This is a genomic window from Bradyrhizobium sp. AZCC 1678 (genome assembly GCF_036924765.1).
Lineage (GTDB): Bacteria > Pseudomonadota > Alphaproteobacteria > Rhizobiales > Xanthobacteraceae > Bradyrhizobium > Bradyrhizobium algeriense.
The window spans coordinates 639,632-663,251 of sequence record NZ_JAZHSE010000001.1; the positions used below are offsets into that span (position 1 = coordinate 639,632).

Sequence of the window (23,620 nt, forward strand, 5' to 3'; positions counted from 1 at the left end):
TAGTCATGGCCAACGTCACGCTGCGTAATGTCCGCAAGACCTATGCCGGTGGTTTCGAGGCCATCAAGGGCATCGATTTCGACGTCGGCGACGGCCAGTTCTGCGTGCTGGTCGGCCCGTCCGGCTGCGGCAAATCCACGCTGCTCCGCATGGTCGCAGGGCTGGAGACCATCACCGGCGGCGAGATCGACATCGGCGGGCGCGTCGTCAACCAGATCGAGCCGGCCGACCGCGATATCGCGATGGTGTTCCAGAACTACGCGCTCTATCCGCATATGAGCGTCTACAACAACATGGCCTACGGCCTGCGCAACCGCGGCATGGCCGAACCCGAGATCAAGACCCGCGTCGAGGAAGCCGCGCGCATTCTCGAACTCGGCGCCATGCTCGAGCGCAAGCCACGGCAATTGTCCGGCGGCCAGCGCCAGCGCGTGGCGATGGGGCGCGCCATCGTGCGGCAGCCGAAAGTGTTCCTGTTCGACGAGCCGCTGTCGAACCTCGACGCCAAGCTGCGCATCGCCATGCGGGTCGAAATCCGCAAACTGCAGCGCCGTCTCTCGACGACCTCGATCTACGTCACCCACGACCAGCTCGAAGCGATGACGCTGGCCGATATTCTCGTGGTCATGAACGGCGGCCAGGTCGAGCAGATCGGCAACCCGCTCGATATCTACCAGAAGCCGGCGACCACCTTTGTTGCCTCCTTCATCGGCGCGCCGCCGATGAATCTGATGCCGCTGCGCTCCGACGAACTCAAATCGCAATTGGCCGGCGATATCAGAATCAGCGAGGCCGGCATCCTCGGCATTCGCCCTGAGGATTTCGTCATCACGAACGAAACGGTTGCCGGCGGCGTGGCGCTTGGCCTCACCGTGGAAGCGATCGAGCGCGTCGGCGCCGAAACTTTTGTTTACGGCACAAGGCAGCACGAGGTTCAGGGCGTCGCCGCCACGCCCGGCGAACTGCCGCCGGGCGAGGTGATCGTGCGGATTCCCGGCGCCGTCGGCCCGGCCATTGGCGAGCGAATCAGGGCGGTTGCGGCCAGCAGCAAGCTGCATCTTTTTACCGCCGACGGCCGCAAGCGAGTGGACGGGTGATTCGTCATTCCGGGTTCGCTTCGCGCCCCGGAATGACATCGGAAATCGCCCGCCGCGGCCGATTTGCACAGCTTTCAGAGGCGCTTGAACCGTTCCCAAATCACCCCCATATTCCCTGGTGACCGGACGGCAAGTCGGCCGGCCGGTTGAATGGGGCGCCGCAAGGGCCCCTCAAAGTCGCTTCGAGAGGACTTTGTAATGTCTCGTGTTCCTTCGTTATCCAGTCCGTTCCTGCTTGGGTTCGACGAAATCGAGCGTGCGCTCGATCGCGTCGTCAAAGGCGCCGACGGTTATCCTCCCTACAACATCGAGCGGTGTGACCGTGCCAACGGCCAGCCCGAACGGTTGCGCATCACGCTCGCGGTAGCGGGTTTTACCCGCGACCAACTCGATGTAACCACTGAGGAAAACCAGCTCGTGATCCGGGGCCGCCAGCAGGACGACAAGGCCCGGCAATACATCCATCGCGGCATCGCCGCGCGCCACTTCCAGCGCACCTTCGTGCTGGCAGAGGGGATGCTGGTGCTGGGCGCGGATCTGAAAAACGGGCTGTTGTCGATCGACCTCGCCAGGCCGGAGCCTGAAAGGGTCGTTAAGACAATTGCTATCAATGAGCACGAATAATGGAACAAGTAGCGGACTCGACCGCTTAGACCCAGAAGGAGTCGAGACCATGAGTGACGTGAGTGTTACCTTCGAATCCGAAAAGGTTTCCGTTGAGGCACTGGCCCATCTTGGTGAAGGCCACATCGCCTACGTGAAGCAAGTCCGTTCCGAGGACGTGCCGGGACTGTTTCCGCAGGCGCCGAAAATCGCGCCAGGGCTGAAACTGTTCGCGCTGCATGCCGCCGACGGCACCCCGATCATGCTGACCGACAGCCGCGAAGCGGCGATCGCCAATGCATGGAGCAACGAGCTTCAGGCTGTCAGCGTGCACTGAGGCGGTTTGCCGTTGTCACTGACGCAGCACTTGCTGCTGTCACTGACACAACTTCGCTGGCGTCCTGCTGTCACTGACACAACTTCGCTGGCGTCGTTCACGTGATGCCGAGCGAGTGTGAGAAGAGGGTTTCGGATACGCGGGCCTCGCCCGCGTATCGTCCTTCATAATAATTTCGAGTTCCTCACGCCGCGCGCACGGTCGAAAGGAATTTCTCCACCTCACCCTTGAGATGATTGCTCTGTCCCAGCAGAGACCGGGCCAGCCCGTGCACATGCGTCGATGCCGCGCCGGTATCGGTCGCGCCGCGGTTGACGTCGGTGATGCTGCCCGCGACCTGCGTGGCTCCCTGCGCCGCCTGCTGCACGTTGCGCGAGATTTCCTGCGTCGCAGCGCCCTGCTCTTCCACAGCTGCCGCGATCGCCTGCGAGATTTCCGCGATGCGGCCGATGGTGCCGCCGATTTCCTGAATGGCGGATACCGACTGATTGGTCGCCGACTGCATCTGGCCGATCTGCTCGCTGATTTCCTCGGTCGCTTTCGCGGTCTGCGCGGCAAGCGCCTTGACCTCGGATGCGACGACGGCAAATCCCCGCCCCGCCTCGCCGGCGCGCGCCGCCTCGATCGTGGCGTTCAGCGCCAGCAAATTGGTCTGCTCGGCGACCGCGCTGATCATCTTGACCACTTCGCCGATCCGGCTGGCGGACTGGGCGAGATCGGCAATCCGCGCATTGGTCTGCTCGACCTGACTGACCGCCTCGCGGGAGATCTTGTGCGAATCCTGCACCTGGCGGCTGATCTCCGACACCGACGAGGCCATCTCTTCCGCGGCTGCCGCGGCGGATTGCGCGTTGGCCGAGGATTGCTCCGATGCGGAGGCGACGGTCGCGGAGAGTACCTGGGTCACTTCGGCGGTCTTGGTCAGTTGTCCGGCCGATGATTCGAGTTCGGAGGAAGCGGTCGATACGGTCTGGATGATTTTTCCGATCGCGGAATCGAAGCCGTCCGCCATCTGCTGCATCGCGGCCTTGCGGTCGCCTTCCGCCTTCCGCTTCAGGTTGGACTGCTCCTGTTCCATCGACTGAACGCGCTGCGCGTTGTCCTTGAAGACCTGGACCGCGCGCGCCATGGCGCCGACTTCATCGCCGCGGCTGAGCGCCGGAACCGAAACATTGAGGTCGCCACCCGCGAGCCCCTTCATCACGTCAGTCATTGCCGCGATCGGGCGAATGACGCCGAATGCCACGCCGAAAATGCCGGCGCCGATGACGAGAAACACCGCGGCCGAAACGCCCCACAGGACCCACGTGAAGGTGCTGACGCGTCCCGTCGCCGCGACTTCCGTCGCCGCGTTCTGGTCGTTGGTCTGCTTGACGATGTCGTCGATGATGGCACGGTGCGCGGTATAACGTGCGGTGATCTCGGCATAGGATTTCGCCGCCGCGGCGCTGTCGCCCTTGGCGAGCGCAGGCAGCAGCCCCTCCTGGATCGCGGTCCAGAAGCGGCGCACCTCGCTATCGGATTTATCCACCAGCTTGGTCTTGAGCGCCGGGTCGAGGTCGGACTTGACCCAGAAGTCCCGCCGCTCGTCATATTCCTTCTTGAGCTGCGCGATCCGCTCCCGATGTGCCGCAAGCTGCGCCGGATCGTGCAGCACGAGGGTGGCCTCGAGATAGGCCTCGATGACGTATTCCGGCGGCGGCAGGATGTCGGCGATCAGGTCGTTGCCGAGCTTGATCTGGTTATAGAGCGGACCGCCGACCTTGAGCTGCGACAGCCCGTAAACGCTGGTGGCAATCACGGCACCAAGGCCCAATGCGGTAACTAGTCCAAAAATCAATATCGCGCGCGAAATCGTCAGCCGCAGCGTCATGGCAATGTTCTCCGGGTAATGAAAAATCCCAGCGAATGCAATAACTGCTATTTAGCTTAAAATTGCGTTTATCCGGTCTGCTACCAACCGGAGAAACCGCTGGTCCCCTTGAGGAACTACGCCGCGCTCGCCGGCGGCAGGGCGAGCACCGAATAGATCGCCTGGGCATCGCGCGAGGCGCGCAGCTTCTTGGCGACGTCCTGGTCGCGCAACAGCCGCGCGATTCGCGCCAGCGCCTTCAGGTGATCGGCGCCGGCGCCTTCCGGCGCCAGCAGCAGGAAGATCAGGTCGACCGGCTGGCCGTCCATCGCCTCGAAATCGATCGGGCGCTCCAGCCGGGCAAAGAGTCCGAACAGCTTTTCCAGTTTCGGCAGCTTGCCGTGCGGAATGGCGACGCCGTAGCCGACGGCGGTGGTGCCGAGTTTCTCCCGCTGCAACAGCACCTCGAACACCGAACGTTCGTTCTGGCCGGTCAGGGCGGAGGCGCGCGCCGCCAGCTCCTGCAGCGCCTGCTTCTTGCTGATGACCTTCAAAGCGGGGAGAATCGCCTCGGGTGCGACCAGATCGGTAATCGTCATGGGGCGTTCCGAGGTGAATTGAACCGTCAGGTTGCGAGATAGGTTCTAGAACCGGGGCGTCAAGAAGATAAGACGGGAGGCGGGCTTAGACCCGGGTCCCGATTTGGGGGCTTCTACTCCAACGCATGCGCGGTGCCAACTCCCGAAGGGCCAGTTCATGCGCCCTATCCTTAAGGCCGCGGACCATAGGGAGGGTGGCTGGGGGCGTCAATGCCATCGGGAAGATATCTCAGGGGGTAACCGAGGGGGGATCGACCCAGCCGACATTGCCATCCGTCCGGCGGTAAATGATGTTCACCCGGCCGCTGGAGCCGTGCTGAAACACGACGCAGGCGGCCCCGGTCAGGTCGAGTTCCATAACCGCTTCGCTGACCGAAAGCCGCTTCAGCGACGTGGTCGCCTCGGCAATGATGACCGGGCTATAGGAGGTAACCTCCTCGTCGCCCTCCGCCGGCGCCTCGATCACATAGCTCGGCGCATCGAGCCCTGGCCCATCCATCTCAGCGAGCGCCGCGGAGGCCGCATAGGCCTTGCGGGCCGAGCGGTCCTTCAGCCGGCTCTTGTAGCGGCGCAGGCGCTTCTCGATCATCAGCAGCGCCTGGTCGGCGCTGGCATAGGCATCGGTGGCGTTGGAATCGGCCTCCAGCGTAATCCCGGAATCCAGATGCAGTGCGCAATCGGTACGGAAGCCGAAGCCATCCTTGCTCAGCGTGATGTGGCCGGAATAATTGCCGTCGAAATACTTTCGCAGGACCTCATCGGTGCGCTCGCTGACGCGCGAACGAAGGGCGTCGCCGACACTGATGCTTTTCCCGGAGATCCGAAGGGTCATTTGGTGCCTCACTTGATGCCTCGACTACTCTGGTAGTTCGATGTTGGAGGGTGAGTCCTTTCGATGAACCGGTGTCTCTTTCCCGCTCACGGCGGGGAACCGAGACTATCGCGATTTGACGCGAACGCAATCAGGCCGGGGCCGTATCGCGGGACCGGTCGGAGGAAGTGGCGGGAGCGGAAAGGGCGTTACCGAGCATGCTCTGTTTGTCGCGGCGGCGCTGGACCGAGGAAGGAATGCGCATCGCTTCGCGGTATTTCGCGACCGTGCGTCGGGCAATATCAATGCCGGATTCGCGCAATCGTTCCACGATAGTGTCATCCGAGAGGATCGCGCTTGGGGCTTCCGCGTCGATCAATTGCTTGATGTGGTGACGGACCGCCTCCGCCGAATGCGCCTCGCCGCCATCGGCCGACGCGATCGAGGCGGTGAAGAAATATTTCAGCTCGAAGCTGCCGCGATTGGTCGCCATATATTTGTTGGCGGTAACCCGCGACACCGTCGATTCGTGCATCTGGATCGCGTCCGCCACCGCCTTCAGATTCAGCGGCCGCAGATGCGCGACGCCATGCGTGAAGAAACCATCCTGCTGGCGGACGATTTCGGTGGCGACTTTCAAAATGGTGCGGGCACGCTGATCGAGCGCGCGGACCAGCCAGGTCGCGTTCTGCAGACAATCCGTGAAATAGGATTTGTCGCCGTCCTTGCGGATCGTCTTCGACAGCTCGGTGTAATAGACCTGATTGACCAGCACGCGCGGCAACGTGTCGCTGTTGAGCTCCACATGCCAGCCGCCGTCCGGGCCGGGCCGCACATAGACGTCAGGCACCATGGTCTGCGTGCGCGCCGAACCGAATTTCAGGCCGGGCTTGGGATCGAGGCGGCGGATTTCACCGATCATGTCGGTGATGTCTTCGTCGTCGACGCCGCACAATTTGCGCAGAGAGGCGATGTCGCGCTTGGCCAGCAGATCGAGATTTTCCACCAGCGCTTGCATCGCGGGGTCGTAGCGGTTGAGTTCGCGGAGCTGAATTGCGAGGCACTCGCTCAAATTCCGCGCACAGACGCCGGGCGGATCGAATTTCTGCAGCACGGTCAGCACCGCATCGACATCCCCTTGCGAGGCGCCCAGCCGCTCGGCGGCCTGTCCCAGATCCGGCGGCAGGTAGCCGGCATCGTCGACGAGATCGATCAGATACTGCCCGATCATGCGCTGCGCCGGCGCGCTGAACGCCACCGCAAGCTGTTCGGCGAGGTGGCTGCCGAGCGTCACCTCGGCGGCGACGAAGGCTTCCAGATTGTAGTCGTCGTCGTTGGAGGCGCCGCCGCCCCATTCGGTGTAGGCGGTCGGTGCCGCATCCTGCGCCACCCGAGCGGCGGCTTCGGCGGGCTCTTCGGAAAAGACGTTGTCGAGCGGGGTGTCCAGCGTCTGCTCGATCTCGGTGCGGCTGCCCAAATCGCGGTTCAGCCAGTCCTCCTGGCCGGGCTCGAAGGCCTCGCCGGCGGGGCCTGACGCCATATCGGAGGCATCGCCGCCCTCGTCGCCATAGCTGCCGGAATCGCCTGAATCGGAGAATTCGGCGCGCTCAGTGGCCGGCTCGCCCGCCACCGGGGCTTCGGGACCGTCGCTGGCCCGGTCCAGGAGCGGATTGCGCTCCAGTTCCTCCTCGACGAAAGCCGAGAGGTCGAGATTCGACAATTGCAGCAGCTTGATCGCCTGCATCAATTGCGGCGTCATCACCAGCGACTGCGACTGGCGGAACTCTAGTCTCTGCGTCAGCGCCATGAGGCCAAGAACCGATCCACTGAAAAGTTGGTCCGATTCTTGCTTATATTAGTCCAGAGCCCTTGTACACGGCTTGACGCGCGCGAAAAAAGAGTTAGAGGCGGAATTCCTCGCCAAGGTAAAGGCGGCGTACATCCGGATCGTTGACGATTTCTTCCGGACTGCCCTCTGTCAAGATCTGCCCGGCATAGACGATATAGGCGCGGTCGGTCAGCCCTAGCGTTTCGCGCACATTGTGGTCGGTGATCAGGACGCCGATGCCGCGGTTGGTGAGATGGCGAACGAGATCCTGAATGTCGCCGACCGCGATCGGATCGATGCCGGCAAAGGGTTCGTCGAGCAGCATGTAGTTCGGACGCGTCGCCAGTGCGCGCGCGATTTCGACGCGGCGGCGCTCGCCGCCGGACAGCGCAATCGAGGGCGATTTGCGCAAGCGCGTGATGTTGAATTCATCGAGCAGCGAATTGAGTTCGGCCTCGCGCTTCTTCCTGTTGGGCTCGACGACCTCGAGCACGGCGCGGATGTTCTGCTCCACGGTGAGGCCGCGGAAGATCGAGGCTTCCTGCGGCAGATAGCCGATGCCGAGCCGCGCGCGCTGATACATCGGCAGCTTGGTGACGTCGTGGCCGTCGAGTTCGATGGCGCCGCGATCCGCCTTGATCAGTCCGGTGATCATGTAGAACACCGTGGTCTTGCCGGCGCCGTTCGGGCCGAGCAGGCCGACCGCCTCGCCGCGGCGAACATAGATGCTGACGCCGCGCACGACCTGGCGGGTGCCGAAACTCTTTTCAACGCTGTGCACGGCGAGGAAGCCGGGCCGCTTGATCAGCCGCGGCGCTTCGCCGCCATTGGCCTTGGTGTTGGAGTTGGCGTTAGACTTGGAACGAGGCGCCTGCGCACGGGGACGCGAGTCGCGCGGCGACTCGACGTCGGGCTGCGGCTGCGGCAAGTCCAGCCCGGGCAGTGCGGCGGAGCGCGCCATCGGCGGCCCATCGCGCACCGGGCTCTTCAGCATGTCGCCGAAGGAATCGCCAAGCGCAGTGATGTCGTCGCGCGAACGCGCAAATCCGGGAGCACCGCGTTTCGCGGGGCGTCGACGGAACATGCCGAGTAAATCCACCATCCCGCTTCGCTTACGCCTTTCACGGTGATTCCGCGACGCGTCCGCCGGCGAATCGCTTCGCTAGCGAACCATGAATGAATGGATGTCCTGCCCAGCGAAACACCCCGCCGTGCGCCCTGCCCAGTAGATACAGGCTCGCACCGCCAGCTTCAACTGCACGAGCCATAAATATTCTTTAAGGCACTGATCTGTCTTATTTTTTGCCGGGAATCAGCGACGGTATGGCCACCGGAGCCTGCTTCGCGCCACCCGATCCGGACCCGCAATTCTCTCCCTGTATGAACATGCCCTGCACCTTGTTGGTGTCGGATTCGACGCGCGACACGCCGGTCGTCATATCGACCTTGAGGCGGTCGCCTTTGAGCACGTTCTTGCACTGGGTGAGCACGACTCCACCCGCCATGGTGATGAGGTTGGCCCGCGTGTCGAAGATCGCGGTCTCCCCGGTCACGACCTGGTCCTTCTGCGTGACCACGACAGAGCCCCTGGCCTCCAGCCGGCGGATCGATGAACTGCCGCCAGGCCCGGGGGTCGCCGACTGCATCGACCCGGATTTCGATCCCTTCGGCGCGGCGGGCTGCGGCGCGGCCGGCGCAGGCGTCGCCGGCGCCGGGCCGGAATCGTAAAACACCACCAGAAACTTCGAGGTCATGGTGGTGTCGCCCTGCACGACCTTCACGTTTCCCGAGAAGGTCGCCTCCTTTTTCTTGTCGCGCATTTCGAGCGACGCCGCCTCGATCTGAATCGGCTGATCGCGGTTTTGCGAAAAGCCCTGCATCGCATTCGGCACGCCCGACATGGCGCCTTGCGCCAAGGCGTCACCGGAGGCGATCAACGCGAGCGCAAGCGCTGCGGCCGCAAAACTGCGCGAGAAGAACTGCATCATTGATATCATTTCGTGTTGGCGGACTTGCCCGAGATTGACCGCGTCCTCGGTGGTGGCGGCGGTTCAGGCTCGGGCTCAGGCGCCGGTGGGCTTTCCATGATCAGGTTCATCACGACATTGCCTTCGAAGCGCACGATCTCGCCGCTGTTGATGATCCTGAGCCGGTCCGCGGTGAGCGTGCCGTTCAGCAGCTTGACGTCGACAGGCTCGTCCGACGTCACCGTTCCCTTGTTGATATCGACATAGGCCTGCGAAAGCTTGGCCTCGTAACCGGTGGAGGATTGCAGGAAGATGTCCTTGCGCAGGTCCAGCATTTGCTGCTTGCTGTCGAAAAATCCCGTGCGCGCATCCATCGTCACCGTGCTCTTGTCCTCCATCATGACCTTGGCCCGCAGCGTCTGCAGCTCGACGTGATCGGGGTCGGTCAGATCCTGAATCGCGGCCTTGGCCCACAATTCGTATGGACGCTGGTCGGTCGAGAAACCCGCGAGGTGCGGCGTTTCCATGGTGATTTTGGTGCCGGAGACCACGAGATTGCTGATGTCGACGGGCAGCTTCGCCAGCCCAGCCTGGAACGGGTTCAAGAAGACCTGGATCAGGACGATACTGGCCAGGGCCAGCAGCACGGCCGCCGGGACCGCGACCCGCAGCAACCGCACCATCCGGCTGTGGCGGGCGGCCGCGGCAAAGCGGGCCTCCATTCCGGTGACATAGGCTGGGTTCTGTACCGAGTTCACCGTTGCTCCAAGGGGCCGCCAGGAACGACAAGACAGCGTCATTCTACCCGCAATCGCGGGATTATGCAGCCTGGACACGCGCTATGAGTGTGACCGAAACGGGGCGGAAGCAGGTACCCCGGCGCTTCAAATGGTCTCGTTCACGAATGCGCGAAGATGTCCTCGGCCTCCCAGCCGCCGAGATCGAGCTTGGCCCGGGTCGGCAGGAAGTCGAAACAGGCTTGCGCCAGCGGCGCGCGGCCTTCGCGCGCCAGCATGGCGTCGAGGCGCTCGCGCAAGGCATGCAGATGCAGCACGTCGGACGCGGCATAGGCGAGCTGCGCCTCGCTGAGGCTCGCTGATCCCCAGTCGCTCGACTGCTGCTGCTTCGACAGGTCGATGTTGAGCACCTCGCGCACCAGGTCTTTCAGGCCGTGCCGGTCGGTATAGGTGCGGGTCAGCCGCGAGGCGATCTTGGTGCAGTAGACCGGCTGCGGCATCACGCCAAAGGTATTGTAGAGCGCGGCGAGATCGAACCGCGCGAAGTGAAAGATCTTCGTGACGGCAGGATTGGCCAGCAGCGCCTTCAGATTCGGCGCGTCGGTGTGGCCCTTGGGGAACTGGATGACATCGGCGCTGCCGTCGCCGTTCGACATCTGCACCACGCAGAGCCGGTCGCGATGCGGGTTGAGCCCCATGGTTTCGGTATCGATCGCCACCGAATCCTTGTAGCGGGACAAATCGGGCAGATCGCCGCGATGCAGGCGGATGGTCATGTAGGAAAGCCTCGTATCTCAGGGTCGATTCGACGGAAACACTAGCGCCCGCAGCCGCAGGAGGCGAGCGGCTGGACATGGCTTATACGACGGGAATTGGCGGCTTCGTGGCGATTTTGTCCGCTTACAGGACGTTCGGCTGCCAAGTCAGCTGCCATATTGGCTGCCATGGGTGCCACGGCGACGCCGCCATCGTTGCGGCCAGCTTCGAGAGCACGAGCCAATCAGGCGGTCTTCTCCCCGGACGATTTCGGCGGCTGAAGCTCCGGGCTATTGGCCCAGCGGTCGAGATTCTCGATTACATCAGCATGGCTCGGCCGCAGCGGAGGCGACGGCGTCTGCTCTTCGGACAGCTTGCGCGGTAGCTTGATGTTCTCGGTCATGGGCATGCTCCACGTCGGAAGTATGCGCTCGCGCAGACCCTAAATCAACCATTAACGCATTGTTTTTACTGTTGTATTTAGCTAATTTGGCGTCGAAATCTCGTTAGATGGAACCACCGCCAAAGAAGTCCGCCCGCGGGACATAGTGGCCCGGGGATCTCGAACCCGGCGCGCCTCCACGGCGACCAAATCCTCGGCGAATTGGTACCGGGGTGAAGCTATGGTTCGCGACGTCATCTTGCTGCTCGGGCTTGCCCTCGGCCTCGCCGCCTGCTCGCCATCCGGCGACTTCGCGGCCTGCACGGCCGGCGACGGCGGCCCTGACGCGATCAGCGCCTGCTCGCGGATCGTCCTGGTCGCGGAAATCCCGCTGCTCGGCCTGCAATTCGATGACCGCGCCCTCGCCAAGGTTTACATGGCGCGCGGGCGCCATCTCGCCGGCAAAGGCGATCTCAAGGGCGATCTCGATACGGCGATCGGCGATTTCGGCAAAGTGATCCGGCTCGAGCCGCGTGATACGCAGGCATTGCTCGAGCGCGCCGCGGCCTACCAGAAGCGCGGTGACTTCGATTTCGCCATCGCCGACCTGAGCGAGTTGATCGGCCGCGACCCGCGGCGGGCAAGCCATTACGCCGCACGCGGCAAGGCCTATCAGACAAAGGGCGACGACGAGCGCGCGCTCAAGGACCTCAGCCAGGCGATCGTGATGGATCCGGGCGATCCGTTCTACAAGGTCGCTCGGGCGGCGAGCCACCGCCGCAAGCGCGACTACGACCGCGCCATTACCGACGCCGCCGCGGCAATCGCGATCCAGCCCTACTTCGCCGTGTTCTATGTCGAGCGGGCCGACAGCCTGCTGCGCAAAGGCGGCAGCGCCGAACGCGCGCTCGCCGACCTCGATCAGGCGATCAAGCTCGAACCCGGCCTGGCCATCGCACACAGCCGCCGCGCCGTCGTCCTGACCTTGATGAAAGCGCACGGCGAGCCGCTCGCCGAAGCCGAGGAAGGCGTACGGCTCGATCCGAAGTCAGCCGAGGCGCGGGTGACGCGCGGCATGATTGCGCTCGGCGCCGCCCAGCGCGAGCGCGCCGCGGCCGACTTCAACGAGGCGATCCGCCTCGATCCGAAACATGCCGAGGCCTACGAGGCCCGCGGCATCCTGCGGCGCGCCGACGGCGACCTCGATGGCGCCATCCGGGATTTCGGCGAGGCGATCCGCCTCGACCCGCGCATGGTCGGCCCCCATGTGCAGCGCGGCGGCATGTTTCGCGAGCGTGGCGCGCACGACAAGGCGCTCGACGACTTCACGCTCGCGATCCGCAACGCGCCGATGCAGGCGGGCCTCTATGTCGAGCGTGCGCAAAGCCACGAGAAGCTCGGCCGGCTGCCGGAAGCGCTCGACGATTTCCGCGTCGCGCGCGGGCTCGACCCGCGGATGCCCGCCGCAAGCGAAGGCTATGCGCGCGTCGAGGCGGCGTTCGCGGCGAGCGGCCGGCCAAAGCCGTCGGGAAATCCCTGAGTTCACTGATTTGGCAGATCCGGCGCGCGAACCTGCCAGAAGGTCCGACGGCACGGCCTGTATCTGCTGCTTCAATGCTGAATTCGATACAGCACGGCAAACGGCGCGGCATGCACCGGCGTCAGACCTTCAGGCGTTGACGGAAGAAGCGCCGGCGGGTCGATCAGCAGCACGGCGTCGAAGTCGGCACGCCAGCTCTTCAGGTACGGCGCCTGCTTCAGCCTGGCGGCAGGCGCATCCGCGTCGGAAAGCCAGGCAAAATCCACCGGGCCGCCGGGAGACTGCGACAGCGACCTGAACTCCGCCGTCACCTCCATCGGCTGTTGTGCGGGATCTGCGAATAGCAGGGGCCAGGACGCGCGCTGTTCGATCACCATCAACGCGCTCAACTGACCGTCGAGCCGGGAAATTCCGGGCAGCGCCCATTCCGGTCGTTCGGCATAGGTCCCGCTCGCCCGCGGGCCATGGGCGATCATCACCCGCGAAGCGGGCGCGATCTGCGCCATCGCTCCGCGTAGCTCCGCCAAGGTCTGCCGATGGTCGATCCAGGTTGCGGCGATGTAGATCGTGCGGGCGCCGATCAGCGTCGCGAAGATCACGCCGGCCACCAGGGCCTGTCGCGGGCTCAGCGATGGCCTGAACCCGGCGAAGAAGAGCAATCCAACGATCATTCCGAGGCGAACGTCGACGAAGGTGCCACCTTTGATCTCGGAAGGCGCCATCAGATAGACCATCGCCAGAATTCCGAGAGCGATCCAGACCCCCGGACTCACGCGCGTGCCCCGCCAGGCGATGGCAAGGAAGCCGATGACAATCACTGTCGTCCACAGCGTCAGCGAAATATTCGTGGTCATGAATGGCGTCAGCAGCGTCCACAATTTGTAGCCCACGCCGGCGATCGGCGCCGGAGCCGCCGCTCCCGCGGCCAGCGGAGCCGCCAGATACAGCACCACCGCCGGGCTGATCGCGATCGCGAGCAAGATCCCTGTCCGCGTCACTTCGGCCACCGTCAATTTTCCGGTGTGGCGTGAGGCGGCCAGACGCGCGATCTCGTCGGCACCGATCAACAACGCGAACACCAGCACGCCAAACAGATGGCAGAAGAACAGTACGGGCGTCGCCACCACGGCGTACGCGACCGCAGCCAGTGCTTCACCGCGCCGTCGCAGTACAATCCAGCCGGCCGCGGCCGCGAAGGCCAGTCCCAGCCCCAGCAGAAAGTTCATGAATCCAAGATGGAAGATACCGTTAAAAGCGAGGGTGCCTGACGCCAGCGGCCAATATGAAAATTCACCGAAGACGCCACGGCTAAAGACGACCACGCCCGCCACTGGCGCGAAAAGACTGAAGGCCAGCAGGATCCGACCCCCGACGTGAACATCGGTGAGTCTCAAAAGTCCGGCGCCGAGCACATCCATGCCCAAATTTGGAATCAATCCCCAACGCGGAAGATACATCTGCGACAGCACGGGATCGCCCGGATGCGCCAGCACGAAGTAACGTGCCAAATGGTTTGGATAGTCCAGTATGGGGGGCACATCGACGAGGAAGAGGGGAATCGCCAGCACGACCACAAGCGCCAGCGCCGTCAGGAGCCAGCGCGAACTCGGTCCGCGCTGCGCGGACATGTCGACTTGCCCTTCTTGAGGACGGTCAGCGGCGGCCGAATTCATGCGAAACCCGGTGTCACTCGATCCGGCCTGGCAGCTGAGAAGCCCGGCCGGGATTTAATGGGATCTGCGCGGCTCACATCGTCCCCGCGGCAGCCGCCGACGACAGGGTCGCCTTCAAGAACCGCTATCAGACCGTCGCAAGTTGCATACTGGCAGTTAAATCATTCTTACGTTGCGTGCTTGATGGTGATCAGGGTTGATGGGATTTGATCGGTTTCAGCGCCCAACCGGAGTGAGCATCGTCGTGACCAGCATTGACCGGCAAATTCGCAAGGCGGAGTCCGCTGTTAAAGGGCGCTCGCTCGATGCTCGGCGATTCCATAGATCCTGAAAATCAACAGCTCCTTGATGAGGCAGAAGCGATCTGGGCTTCGTCCACGCAGCAGCGACGCGGCGACTAGCTGCCGCCGCCGGCGGATCAAACCGCCCGCATTTTCGCGAATCATGGGCAAGGGCAATGGTGCCCAGGAAAGGACTCGAACCTTCACGGCCGTGAAGCCACTGGCACCTGAAGCCAGCGCGTCTACCAATTCCGCCACCTGGGCCCGGGCGGGTTAGTAAGGAACGGTCACGCGCTTGTCAAATCGCTTCAATGCCGCCCAAATACGCTGTACAGCGGCCGCGTGTTGGCGTATCGCGAATCCGCTAAATTCAACCGATATCTCTCGAATTCGACCCGCAGGAATTGACCATGGCATCGAACCTGGAAACGCTCGTCACGGTTTTTGGCGGATCGGGGTTTCTGGGGCGAAACGTGGTCCGGGCGCTGGCCAAGCGCGAATACCGGATCAGGGTGGCGGTGCGTCGGCCGGAACTGGCCGGGCACCTGCAGCCACTCGGCCGGGTCGGTCAGATCCACGCCGTGCAGGCCAATCTGCGCTATCCGGCATCCGTCGAGGCGGCGATGCGCGATTCGCAAGTCGCAATCAACCTGGTCGGCACCCTGGCCGAGAGCGGCGCGCAGACCTTTGACGCCGTACAGGCCAAGGGCGCCGAAACGGTCGCCAAGGCCGCCGCTGCCGCAGGCGCCCGGATGGTGCACGTGTCCGCGATCGGCGCCGACGAGAACTCGCCCTCGGGCTATGGCCGCTCCAAGGCATCGGGCGAAAAGGCCGTGCTGGCCGCCGTCCCCTCCGCCACGATCCTGCGGCCCTCGGTGGTGTTCGGCCCCGAGGATCAGTTTACCAACCGCTTTGCGGCGCTGGCCCGGATATCGCCCTTCCTGCCGCTGATTGGCGGCGGCGTGACCCGGATGCAGCCGGTCTATGTCGGCGACGTCGCGACCGCGGTGGCCAATGCCGTCGACGGCAACACCGCATCTGGGGCGACCTACGAGCTCGGCGGGCCGGAAGTGCTGACGATGCGCGAGATCATGGAAGTCATCCTCGCGATCACCGGGCGCAAGCGCATGCTGATTTCGCTGCCGTGGGGTTTGGCGAAGATGCAGGCGATGTTCCTGCAGTTCGCGCCGGGCATGCTGAAGCTGACGCCGGACCAGGTGATGATGCTGCAGTCCGACAATGTGGTATCGGACGCGGCGAAGTCCGCGGGCCTCACGCTGGCAGGCCTCGGCATCATGCCGGAGTCGATGCAGGCGATCGCCCCGCAATATCTCTGGCGCTTCCGCGCCGCCGGGCAGTTCCAGCGCATGAGCGTGTAGTTTTTCGTAGGGTGGGCAAAGCGAAGCGTGCCCACCATCTCACATCGTGCATTCGGCTAGAATGGTGGGCACGACGCTAGCGCGCCTTTGCCCACCCTACGAATCCATCAATTTTTGGATCCCTACCGCCCGAGCGCCAGCGCGATCAGGCCGAGCGTGCCGAGGATGACGCGCCACCACGCGAAGAACGTGAACCCGTGGCGGGTGACATAGGTCAGGAACGTCTTCACCACGATCGCCGCGGTGATGAACGACACCACGAATCCGATCGCGATGACGCCGATATGGTCGACCGTCATCTCGCCGCGGTTCTTGTAGAAATCATAGGCGAACGCACCGACCATCGTGGGGATCGCGAGAAAGAAGGAGAACTCCGCCGCCGATCGCTTGTCGCCGCCGAGCAGCATCGCCGCCACGATGCTGGCGCCGGAGCGCGATACGCCCGGAATCATCGCGACGCATTGCGCGATGCCGATCCACAGATACATCATCAGCGGATAACGCGTGGCGTCGTCCTCGCGCGGCTTGAGATTGAGCTGATCGACCCACAGCAGGATCGCGCCGCCGACGATCAGCGTGAAACACACCACCCACGGATTGAAGAGCAATTCCTTGATGTACTTGCCGACAGCCAGGCCGACGACCACCGCCGGCAGGAACGCCACCAGCACGCCGATCACGAACCGGCGATCGTCGGGATTGGTGAACATGCCGAGGGCTACGCGTGACAGTTTGACGAAATAAAGCATCACGATCGCAAGAATCGCGCCGAGCTGAATCAGGATCACAAAGCTCTGCCAGAAGGCGCCCTCGCCAAGGCCGAAGAAGCGTTGCGCCAGCAGCATATGGCCGGTGGAGGAAACCGGGAGAAATTCCGTGATACCCTCGATGATGCCGAGAATCACCGCCTTCACTGCATCAGACATCATTCTGTGGTCCGTTTTTGACTGGAAAAGCCGGGCCCTTCTCGCCTATTCGATCCCATGCCGCAATCGCAAAAAAACGGCAAAACACCATTGTCTCGCGCGTTTGCTTGGCTAGTGTCGCGATTCGCATGACGCGGCTTGAGGGTTCCTCCAGCGCCGCGACTTTGACTTAGGGATTTCATGTACACGCTCTATCATCATCCGTTCTGTCCGCATTCGCGCTTCATTCGCCTGGTGCTGGGCGAACACGGCCTCGACCTGCGCCTGGTGGAAGAACGGGCCTGGGAGCGGCGTGAAGGGTTTCTCGTGCTCAATCCTGCGGGCACCACGCCTGTCTTGATGGCTGACGGATTTCCGCCGATTCCGGGCGCCGGGATCATCGCCGAATATCTCGACGAGACGCACGGCCTGGAGGCGGGCGAGCGGCGACTGTTGCCGGCCTCGATGGCCGAGCGTGTCGAGGTGCGCCGGCTGATGGCGTGGTTCAACGAAAAATTCTTCGAGGAGGCGTCGAACCCGCTGGTGACCGAGCGCATCTACAAGCGTTTCATGAGCGAGGAGAATGGCGGCGGCGCGCCGGCGACAGACGTAATCCGCGCAGCCAAGGTCAATGTGCGCTATCATCTGGCCTATATCGGCTGGCTGGCGCAGACGCGGAACTTCCTGGCCGGCGACCGGCTGACCTACGCGGATCTCGCCGCCGCAGCGCATCTTTCGGCGATCGATTATCTGGGCGATGTGCCATGGCACGAGGACGAGGCGGCAAAGGCGTGGTACGCGCGGGTAAAATCCCGCCCGTCGTTCCGCCCGCTGCTCAGCGAATGGCTGGCGGGCGTGCCGGCGTCGCGGACCTACGTGGACCTCGACTTCTGAACAAGGGCGCTAAACTCTCCGCCGCCGATCTGAAGGCCGCGCTCAAGCGCGAGGCGGAGACGCTCGGCTTCGACTGCATCGGCGTCACCGATCCCGACGCGATCGGCACTGCCGGCAAATATTTTCGCGAATTCCTCGATGCCGGCGCGCATGGCGACATGGACTGGCTCGCCGCCCAACCCGAACGGCGGATGGATCCGCGCGTGCTGTGGCCCGGCGTGCGCTCGATCATCATGCTCGGCGTCAATTATGGACCCGATGACAATCCGCTCGCGCTTCTCGAACAACGTGCGCGCGGCGCAATCTCCGCCTATGCGCAGGGCGACGACTATCACGACGTCATCAAGAAGCGGCTGAAGATGCTGGCGCGATGGCTGGTCGCCGCGTCAGGTGACGAGGTGAAAGTATTCATCGATACCGCAGCGGTGATGGAAAAACCGCTGGCGCAGGCGGCGGGGCTCGGCTGGCAAGGCAAGCACACCAACCTGGTCTCGCGCGAATTCGGCTCATGGCTGTTTCTCGGTGCGATCTTCACCGCCACCGAGCTGCCGCGCGATACCGCCGACACCGATCATTGCGGCTCCTGCAACGCCTGCCAGGAGATCTGCCCGACCGCGGCTTTCCCGGCGCCCTACAAGCTCGATGCGCGGCGCTGCATCTCGTATTTGACGATCGAGAACAAGGGCCCGATCCCGCGCGAATTTCGCAAAGCCATCGGTAACCGCATCTATGGCTGCGACGATTGTCTCGCGGTGTGCCCATGGAACAAGTTCGCGCAGCAAGGCCGCGAGGCGAAACTGGCCGCGCGGGCGGAGCTACGCGCGCCTTCGCTTGTCGAACTGGCGCGGCTCGACGACGCCGCCTTCCGCGCGCTGTTTACCAAATCGCCGGTTAAGCGCATCGGCCGCGACCGTTTTGTCCGCAACGTGCTGATCGCGATCGGCAACGCGGGTGATGCATCGCTGGCGCCGGCGGCCGAACGCCTGCTGGATGATGCAAGCCCGCTGGTTCGCGGTGCGGCGGTGTGGGCGCTGTCGCAGCTGATGGAGCGGGAGAGGTTTGACGCGCTGGCGGCGAACGCGGTCGGCGTCGAGACGGATGAAGATGTCCGCTCGGAATGGCGGCAAACCTCCGTCGTCATGCCCCGCGAAGGCGGGGCATCCAGTACTCCCGGGCATCTCGGCTGAACCGATATGTCACGGCGTACTGGATCGTCCGCCCCAGTGCGCAATTGCGCGCAAGGCGGACGATGACAGGGACATCCAAATCCGCCATGGTCGCTCGCCATGACAAAAAATCAGCCTTTCTTCACCCACGATCGCGTCAACGATAGCTTCATGCCCACGCCGGTTGCGAACGGAGCCTGGGACCCCAATTCCCTGCACGGCCGTGTCGTTGTCGGCCTGCTCGCCCATGTGATCGAGCAGCGCCACGGCTCCGACGATTTCGTGCCGGCGCGGCTCACCGTCGACATGTTCCGCCTTCCCAACATCACGACGCCGATCGAGGTCACGACCCGGCTTATCCGCGACGGCATGCGCATCAGGGTGGTGGAAGCCGAGTTCATCAGTGGCGGCACCCGCATGGCGCGCGCCTCCTGCCAGTTGTTGCGCAGGACGGAAAACGCGCCGGGCAATGTCTGGTCGCCGCCGAACTGGGATGCGCCGAAGCCGTCGGACATTCCAAAGCCCACCGATCCCAGGCTCGGCATGAACGGCAAATGGACCACGCGGCCGATCGTAGGCCACATGGGTGCGCTCGGGCCGCGGCGGCTGTGGATGAGCGAGGTGCGCGAACTCGTCGAGGGCGTGCCGATGTCGCCCTTCGTGCATGTCGCCACCGGTGCGGATTTCGCCAGCCCGTTTGCCAATGCCGGCGACCAGGGCCTCGGCTACATCAACAGCGACGTCACGCTCTATCTGCATCGCTTGCCGGTCACGCCATGGGTCGGCTTCGAGGTCGTCAACCACCACGCCACCGACGGCATCGCAATCGGCGAATGCTGGCTCTATGACGAGCAGGGTCCGATCGGGACGTCCACGGTCGCGGCGCTCGCGCAGCGCAAGCCGACGACCAACGTGCCGCTGCCATAGTTGCCGCAGCCGTCATTGCCTGCGACAAACGCGAAGCGTTTGCGCAAGGGAGCGTAGCGACGAAGCAATTCACTCTTCCTTTGTGGCGCTATGGATTGCTTTGTGGCGCTATGGATTGCTTCGCTTCGCTCGCAATGACGTGGAGAGACCGTCACTTACGCCAAATGCCGCTTCATCTCCGCCCGCGCCTTCAGCGCCGCGCCCTGCTTGGCGACGATCTTCGCGATCCGCTCCGGCGCGAATTTGAGATCGACGAAGGCCGGCGCGGTGTTGGCGACCTCGTGGTACTCTGCGATCTTGCCGTCGCACAGCCGCATGATGGCCACGCCCTCGAACATTGCCCGCGCCCCCTCGGCTTCCGGCAGCGTCGAGCGGTAGCTGAAGGTGTAGCGCACATACAGCGTATGTCCGTTGCTGACGGGGTCGTGCATGTCCCAGCGGAAATCGGTGGCCGTGCGATAGAACCAGTCGTCGATCATCCCTGCGATTTTCGCGCGGCCTTCGAACGCGCCGTAAAACACGTCGTGATAGACGCCGTCTTCGGTGAACAGTTCCGCGAACGCCTTGCCGTTGCGCTGCTCGACGGCGTCGCAGAAGGCGCGGAGCATGGTGGATGCGTTCATGGCGTTGCCTCCCCGCTCGCTTTTTCCCTTCCCCTTGTGGGAGAGGGTGGATCGAATGAGCGTCAGCTCATTCGAGACGGGTGAGGGGTCTGTCTCCGCGGATAGAGACCCCTCATCCGCCTTCGCTATCGCGAAGGCACCTTCTCCCACAAGGGGAGAAGGAAGGAAGAGAAAAACTCACCCCATCTCCGCCACCGCCGCCATGATGCGCGCGATGTCCTGCGGGCGCGACAGGCGGTGGTCGCCGTCCTGGATCATGGTCAGTACCACGTCCTCCGCCGGCAGCCGGTGCGCCAGCGCGAAGGCGTGCTGCCAGGGCACGTCGGGATCCTGCGCGCCCTGCAGGATGCGCACCGGACATCCGACCTCGATGGCGCTGCCGAGCAGCAGATGGTTGCGGCCCTCCTCGATCAGCGCGCGCGTGATCGGATAGGGCGCGCCGTCGCCATACTCCGACGGCCGCATCCACACGCCCTTGGTGCTGATCTCCTCGCGAATCTCGTCAGAGAAAGCGTTCCACATCAATTGCTCGGTGAAATCAGGCGCCGGCGCAATCAGTACCAGCCCGGCGAGCGTCGCCTGCTTCGCCTCGCGGCTTGCGATGGCGCGCGCCAGCAGCAGCGCGATCCAGCCGCCCATCGACGAGCCGATCACGACCTGCGGCCCCCGGCAGAACTGCTCGAACACGGCGATGGCCTCTTCCAGCCAGCGGCCGATGGTGCCGTCGATGAAAGCGCCGCCCGATTCGCCATGGCCGGAATAATCGAACCTGATACAGGCGCGGCCATGTTCCGCGGCCCAGGCGTCCAGCGCCAGCGCCTTGGTGCCCCTCATGTCGGAATTGAAGCCGCCCAGCCAGAACAGCCCGGGCCCGCCGCCGTCACGGGCGCGCACCGCGATCCGGCGGAGGCCACTGCCCTCCCCTACCTCGATAAAGGTCGGTTCCTGGTCGATTGGTGCTGAATTGGTCATGGATCTGTCACTCTCGCCCCGCTGCTTTGTCCGTGAGCGCGCTTCATCGGTCAAGCACGACCGCCCGGCGCTTGCGGATCGGCCCGCCGCGCTATATTTGCCGCACGTGACCGAAATGCCTCGCATTTGACGGTTTTCGGGCGCAGAGCGTGAGTTCGCTTGCTGTTATCAGCGTATTGCTTCAAACTACGGCCCTTCCTTTCACAACTTTGGAGAGTTACCCATTCGCCGTCCCAACAGAGCCCCGCCCGCTGCAACCAAAGACGGGCCGCGCACCAATGATGATATCCGCAACGCGCAGATCCAGCTGATCGATCAGACCGGCCTCAACCACGGAACCGTCGAAACCGTGGTCGCCATCAAGATGGCCCTCGAGGCGGGCATGGATCTCGTCGAGATTTCGCCGAACAACAATCCTCCCGTTTGCAAAATTATGGACTACGGGAAGTTCAAGTATTCGGCACAGAAGAAAGCTGCCGAGGCCCGCAAGAAGCAGAAGATCGTCGAGATCAAGGAGATCAAGCTGCGGCCGATGATCGACGATCACGATTACGACGTGAAGATGCGCGCGATGCAGCGGTTCTTCGAGGAAGGCGACAAGGTCAAGATCACCTTGCGCTACCGTGGCCGTGAAATGGCGCACCAGGAGATCGGCACCAAGCTTCTGGACAAGGTGAAGGCCGATGTCGCCGAGTTCGCCAAGGTCGAGCAGGATGCACGTTTCGAAGGCCGCCAGGTCGTGATGGTGCTGGCACCGCGCTGATTTGAATTCAGCATCGGACGATATGAAACGGCCCGTCACATATCCGACGGGCCGATTTCGTTTTTTTGAAAAGTCAGCCGCGCGTAGCCTGCCAGGTACCGTTACAATAGTCACCGGTGATGATGCCGCGCCACCAGCCCGCACCGTAGCTGCCTACAAGCCGGCCGCCGCCGCTGGCGTGGGATGCGCCGACCGAAACCCTGACCGCAACAACGCCCGCGCGACTGATTGATCCCGAAACCCTGCCGCCGCCGGCCGATGAAACCCGGCTGCCGATGACGGTGAAGGGAACACTGTAGCCTGAACTGCAATTGCCCCGCGTGGTGGCGAAGACTACGTTCCAGGTTCCGTCATAGGCTCGGATTGCCCTGGCTCCCCTCGCAGCTTCGGCGGTCACCGGGGCCGCCAGGACGGCTAGCGCGGCGAAAACGGGAAGCCAGCGCGCGGTGCGAAGGCCGGGAGAAGCGTCAAAACTGGCAATCGATCGCTGAAAACGGGTCATTGTTCCTACTCCGCACGGGATGTTTAACGACGTCAGCGATAGGTAGCGGCGTGGGGAGCCGCGGTTCATCATTGCCAATTGGCGCTTCCTCTGCCATAAGCCCGACCTTCATCGCCCGGCTGATCAAGGGCTGCCGTGTCGATGTCCGTGCGGGTTGGTTCGTTTTCGAAAAAACCTGAGCACTTTCAACGCTCTAACGAGCATTTTAAGCCGCAAAAGCGCCCCTCGGGCGCATTTTTCTGTGGCCGATAGGAGAGCCAAATGCCCAAGCTGAAGACCAAGTCAGGCGCTAAAAAGCGCTTCAAGGTGACTGCCACCGGCAAAGTGATGCACGCCCAGCGCGGCAAGCGCCACGGCATGATCAAGCGGACCAAGAAGCAGATTCGTCAGCTCCGCGGCACCCGCGTGCTGTTCAAGACCGACGGCGACAACGTCAAGAAGTACTTCTTGCCGAACGCCTGATCGCGCTCGCATTCCGCTAAAGCCGGCCGCGTCCGCGCGGCGATCCATCACCGATTTAAAAATTCAAGGATAGCAGTCATGTCTCGCGTCAAACGCGGTGTGACCTCTCACGCCAGGCACAAGAAAGTCTACAAGGCCGCCAAGGGTTTCCGCGGCCGCCGCAAGAACACCATTCGCGCCGCCAAGGCTGCGGTCGAGAAGGCCGGGCAATACGCCTTCCGTGACCGCAAGCGCAAGAAGCGCACCTTCCGCGCGCTCTGGATCCAGCGCATCAATGCTGCCGTGCGCCCGTTCGGCATGACCTACAGCGTCTTTATCAACGGTCTGTCGAAGTCGGGCATCACGGTCGACCGCAAGGTGCTGTCGGATCTCGCCATCACCGAGCCGGCGGCGTTCCAGGCGATCGCCGAGAAGGCCAAGGCCGCGCTCGCGGCGTAAAGGCGCTGGCGGCCTGAGCCGTCGCCCTTGGTTCTTCTGCGATGTTTGAGGTCGTTATGGCCGGGTAAAAAGCTCGAAGCGCGTCTTCGCGCTAGACGTCCCGGCCATCCACGCCTTCCTTCTCGC

General features: G+C 63.5%; 25 protein-coding genes and 1 tRNA gene. 11 read left to right on the forward strand and 15 right to left on the reverse strand.

Annotated elements, in window-relative coordinates; all coding sequences use genetic code 11:
• Positions 1–5 precede the first annotated feature (5 nt).
• The 3 genes from V1294_RS03060 (at position 6) to V1294_RS03070 (ending at position 2,037) form a co-directional block, all read left to right on the forward strand.
• The gene (locus tag V1294_RS03060; protein WP_334495075.1) at positions 6–1,097 is read left to right on the forward strand and encodes a sn-glycerol-3-phosphate import ATP-binding protein UgpC; all 1,092 of its coding nucleotides are present in this window, start codon (positions 6–8) and stop codon (positions 1,095–1,097) included.
• 198 nt (positions 1,098–1,295) lie between these two features.
• Positions 1,296–1,721, forward strand: a complete 426-nt coding sequence (locus V1294_RS03065) for an Hsp20 family protein (protein ID WP_057839164.1) — start codon at positions 1,296–1,298, stop codon at positions 1,719–1,721.
• 49 nt (positions 1,722–1,770) lie between these two features.
• A complete protein-coding gene (locus tag V1294_RS03070; RefSeq protein ID WP_028347912.1) occupies positions 1,771–2,037 on the forward strand; it encodes a DUF1150 family protein in 267 nt (88 codons plus the stop codon).
• A 184-nt stretch (positions 2,038–2,221) separates the two neighbouring features.
• Here the strand turns inward: V1294_RS03070 and V1294_RS03075 are convergent, their stop codons facing one another.
• The 9 genes from V1294_RS03075 to V1294_RS03115 all read right to left on the reverse strand — a co-directional run bounded on the left by V1294_RS03075 (position 2,222) and on the right by V1294_RS03115 (position 10,990).
• The gene (locus V1294_RS03075; RefSeq protein ID WP_334487494.1) at positions 2,222–3,910 is read right to left on the reverse strand and encodes a methyl-accepting chemotaxis protein; all 1,689 of its coding nucleotides are present in this window, start codon (positions 3,908–3,910) and stop codon (positions 2,222–2,224) included.
• Positions 3,911–4,026: 116 nt separating this feature from the next.
• Positions 4,027–4,488 (reverse strand): PTS IIA-like nitrogen regulatory protein PtsN, encoded by a 462-nt coding sequence (gene ptsN / locus V1294_RS03080; protein ID WP_028347914.1) that lies wholly within the window; start codon positions 4,486–4,488, stop codon positions 4,027–4,029.
• Between the two features lie 229 nt (positions 4,489–4,717).
• Entirely contained in the window at positions 4,718–5,320 is a 603-nt protein-coding gene (hpf, locus tag V1294_RS03085) for a ribosome hibernation-promoting factor, HPF/YfiA family (RefSeq protein WP_334487497.1), read from the reverse strand.
• 130 nt (positions 5,321–5,450) lie between these two features.
• Positions 5,451–7,106, reverse strand: coding sequence for an RNA polymerase factor sigma-54 (gene rpoN, locus V1294_RS03090; protein ID WP_334487499.1), 1,656 nt, complete (start codon positions 7,104–7,106; stop codon positions 5,451–5,453).
• 94 nt (positions 7,107–7,200) lie between these two features.
• Positions 7,201–8,229 carry an LPS export ABC transporter ATP-binding protein gene (gene lptB / locus V1294_RS03095; RefSeq protein ID WP_334495077.1) on the reverse strand — a complete coding sequence of 343 codons (1,029 nt, stop codon included), beginning with the start codon at positions 8,227–8,229 and terminating at the stop codon, positions 7,201–7,203.
• 193 nt (positions 8,230–8,422) lie between these two features.
• Complete coding sequence (locus V1294_RS03100) at positions 8,423–9,115, reverse strand: LptA/OstA family protein (protein ID WP_417021212.1); 693 nt, start codon at positions 9,113–9,115, stop codon at positions 8,423–8,425.
• A 5-nt stretch (positions 9,116–9,120) separates the two neighbouring features.
• Positions 9,121–9,852, reverse strand: coding sequence for an LPS export ABC transporter periplasmic protein LptC (gene lptC, locus V1294_RS03105; RefSeq protein WP_334487507.1), 732 nt, complete (start codon positions 9,850–9,852; stop codon positions 9,121–9,123).
• 140 nt (positions 9,853–9,992) lie between these two features.
• Positions 9,993–10,607 (reverse strand): ribonuclease D, encoded by a 615-nt coding sequence (locus V1294_RS03110; RefSeq protein ID WP_334495079.1) that lies wholly within the window; start codon positions 10,605–10,607, stop codon positions 9,993–9,995.
• 224 nt (positions 10,608–10,831) lie between these two features.
• A complete protein-coding gene (locus tag V1294_RS03115; protein ID WP_334495081.1) occupies positions 10,832–10,990 on the reverse strand; it encodes a hypothetical protein in 159 nt (52 codons plus the stop codon).
• Between the two features lie 220 nt (positions 10,991–11,210).
• On the opposite strand from V1294_RS03115, the gene V1294_RS03120 reads away from it, so the two are divergent.
• Positions 11,211–12,509 (forward strand): tetratricopeptide repeat protein, encoded by a 1,299-nt coding sequence (locus V1294_RS03120; protein ID WP_334495083.1) that lies wholly within the window; start codon positions 11,211–11,213, stop codon positions 12,507–12,509.
• 71 nt (positions 12,510–12,580) lie between these two features.
• Here V1294_RS03120 and V1294_RS03125 read toward each other — a convergent pair whose 3' ends face one another.
• Both V1294_RS03125 and V1294_RS03130 read right to left on the reverse strand, forming a co-directional pair.
• On the reverse strand, positions 12,581–14,083 hold the full coding sequence (locus V1294_RS03125) for a hypothetical protein (RefSeq protein WP_334495085.1): 1,503 nt from the start codon (positions 14,081–14,083) through the stop codon (positions 12,581–12,583).
• Positions 14,084–14,640: 557 nt separating this feature from the next.
• Positions 14,641–14,727, reverse strand: a tRNA-Leu gene (locus tag V1294_RS03130).
• A gap of 146 nt (positions 14,728–14,873) precedes the next feature.
• On the opposite strand from V1294_RS03130, the gene V1294_RS03135 reads away from it, so the two are divergent.
• Positions 14,874–15,842 carry a complex I NDUFA9 subunit family protein gene (locus V1294_RS03135; RefSeq protein WP_334495087.1) on the forward strand — a complete coding sequence of 323 codons (969 nt, stop codon included), beginning with the start codon at positions 14,874–14,876 and terminating at the stop codon, positions 15,840–15,842.
• A 122-nt stretch (positions 15,843–15,964) separates the two neighbouring features.
• On the opposite strand, the gene V1294_RS03140 is transcribed toward V1294_RS03135, so the two are convergent.
• A complete protein-coding gene (locus V1294_RS03140) occupies positions 15,965–16,771 on the reverse strand; it encodes an undecaprenyl-diphosphate phosphatase (protein WP_334487523.1) in 807 nt (268 codons plus the stop codon).
• Between the two features lie 177 nt (positions 16,772–16,948).
• On the opposite strand from V1294_RS03140, the gene V1294_RS03145 reads away from it, so the two are divergent.
• The 3 genes from V1294_RS03145 (at position 16,949) to V1294_RS03155 (ending at position 19,734) form a co-directional block, all read left to right on the forward strand.
• Positions 16,949–17,641: a glutathione S-transferase family protein gene (locus tag V1294_RS03145; protein WP_108512723.1), complete on the forward strand. Its 693-nt coding sequence runs from the start codon at positions 16,949–16,951 to the stop codon at positions 17,639–17,641.
• Positions 17,590–18,828: a tRNA epoxyqueuosine(34) reductase QueG gene (queG, locus tag V1294_RS03150; RefSeq protein ID WP_334495090.1), complete on the forward strand. Its 1,239-nt coding sequence runs from the start codon at positions 17,590–17,592 to the stop codon at positions 18,826–18,828. Before V1294_RS03145 ends, queG begins: the two co-directional genes overlap by 52 nt.
• Positions 18,829–18,927: 99 nt before the next feature.
• Positions 18,928–19,734 (forward strand): acyl-CoA thioesterase domain-containing protein, encoded by an 807-nt coding sequence (locus V1294_RS03155; protein WP_334495092.1) that lies wholly within the window; start codon positions 18,928–18,930, stop codon positions 19,732–19,734.
• Positions 19,735–19,889: 155 nt separating this feature from the next.
• On the opposite strand, the gene V1294_RS03160 is transcribed toward V1294_RS03155, so the two are convergent.
• Positions 19,890–20,357 carry a nuclear transport factor 2 family protein gene (locus V1294_RS03160; RefSeq protein WP_334495095.1) on the reverse strand — a complete coding sequence of 156 codons (468 nt, stop codon included), beginning with the start codon at positions 20,355–20,357 and terminating at the stop codon, positions 19,890–19,892.
• A gap of 177 nt (positions 20,358–20,534) precedes the next feature.
• Positions 20,535–21,329 (reverse strand): alpha/beta hydrolase, encoded by a 795-nt coding sequence (locus V1294_RS03165; RefSeq protein ID WP_334495097.1) that lies wholly within the window; start codon positions 21,327–21,329, stop codon positions 20,535–20,537.
• A gap of 223 nt (positions 21,330–21,552) precedes the next feature.
• Here V1294_RS03165 and infC point away from each other — a divergent pair, with 223 nt between their 5' ends.
• Positions 21,553–22,092 carry a translation initiation factor IF-3 gene (gene infC / locus V1294_RS03170; RefSeq protein WP_057849055.1) on the forward strand — a complete coding sequence of 180 codons (540 nt, stop codon included), beginning with the start codon at positions 21,553–21,555 and terminating at the stop codon, positions 22,090–22,092.
• Positions 22,093–22,165: 73 nt separating this feature from the next.
• On the opposite strand, the gene V1294_RS03175 is transcribed toward infC, so the two are convergent.
• The gene (locus tag V1294_RS03175; RefSeq protein ID WP_334495098.1) at positions 22,166–22,594 is read right to left on the reverse strand and encodes a hypothetical protein; all 429 of its coding nucleotides are present in this window, start codon (positions 22,592–22,594) and stop codon (positions 22,166–22,168) included.
• A gap of 261 nt (positions 22,595–22,855) precedes the next feature.
• Between V1294_RS03175 and rpmI the strand changes: the two genes are divergently transcribed.
• Entirely contained in the window at positions 22,856–23,056 is a 201-nt protein-coding gene (gene rpmI, locus V1294_RS03180; RefSeq protein ID WP_008539890.1) for a 50S ribosomal protein L35, read from the forward strand.
• 78 nt (positions 23,057–23,134) lie between these two features.
• Positions 23,135–23,494 carry a 50S ribosomal protein L20 gene (gene rplT / locus V1294_RS03185; RefSeq protein ID WP_108512729.1) on the forward strand — a complete coding sequence of 120 codons (360 nt, stop codon included), beginning with the start codon at positions 23,135–23,137 and terminating at the stop codon, positions 23,492–23,494.
• Positions 23,495–23,620 lie beyond the last annotated feature (126 nt).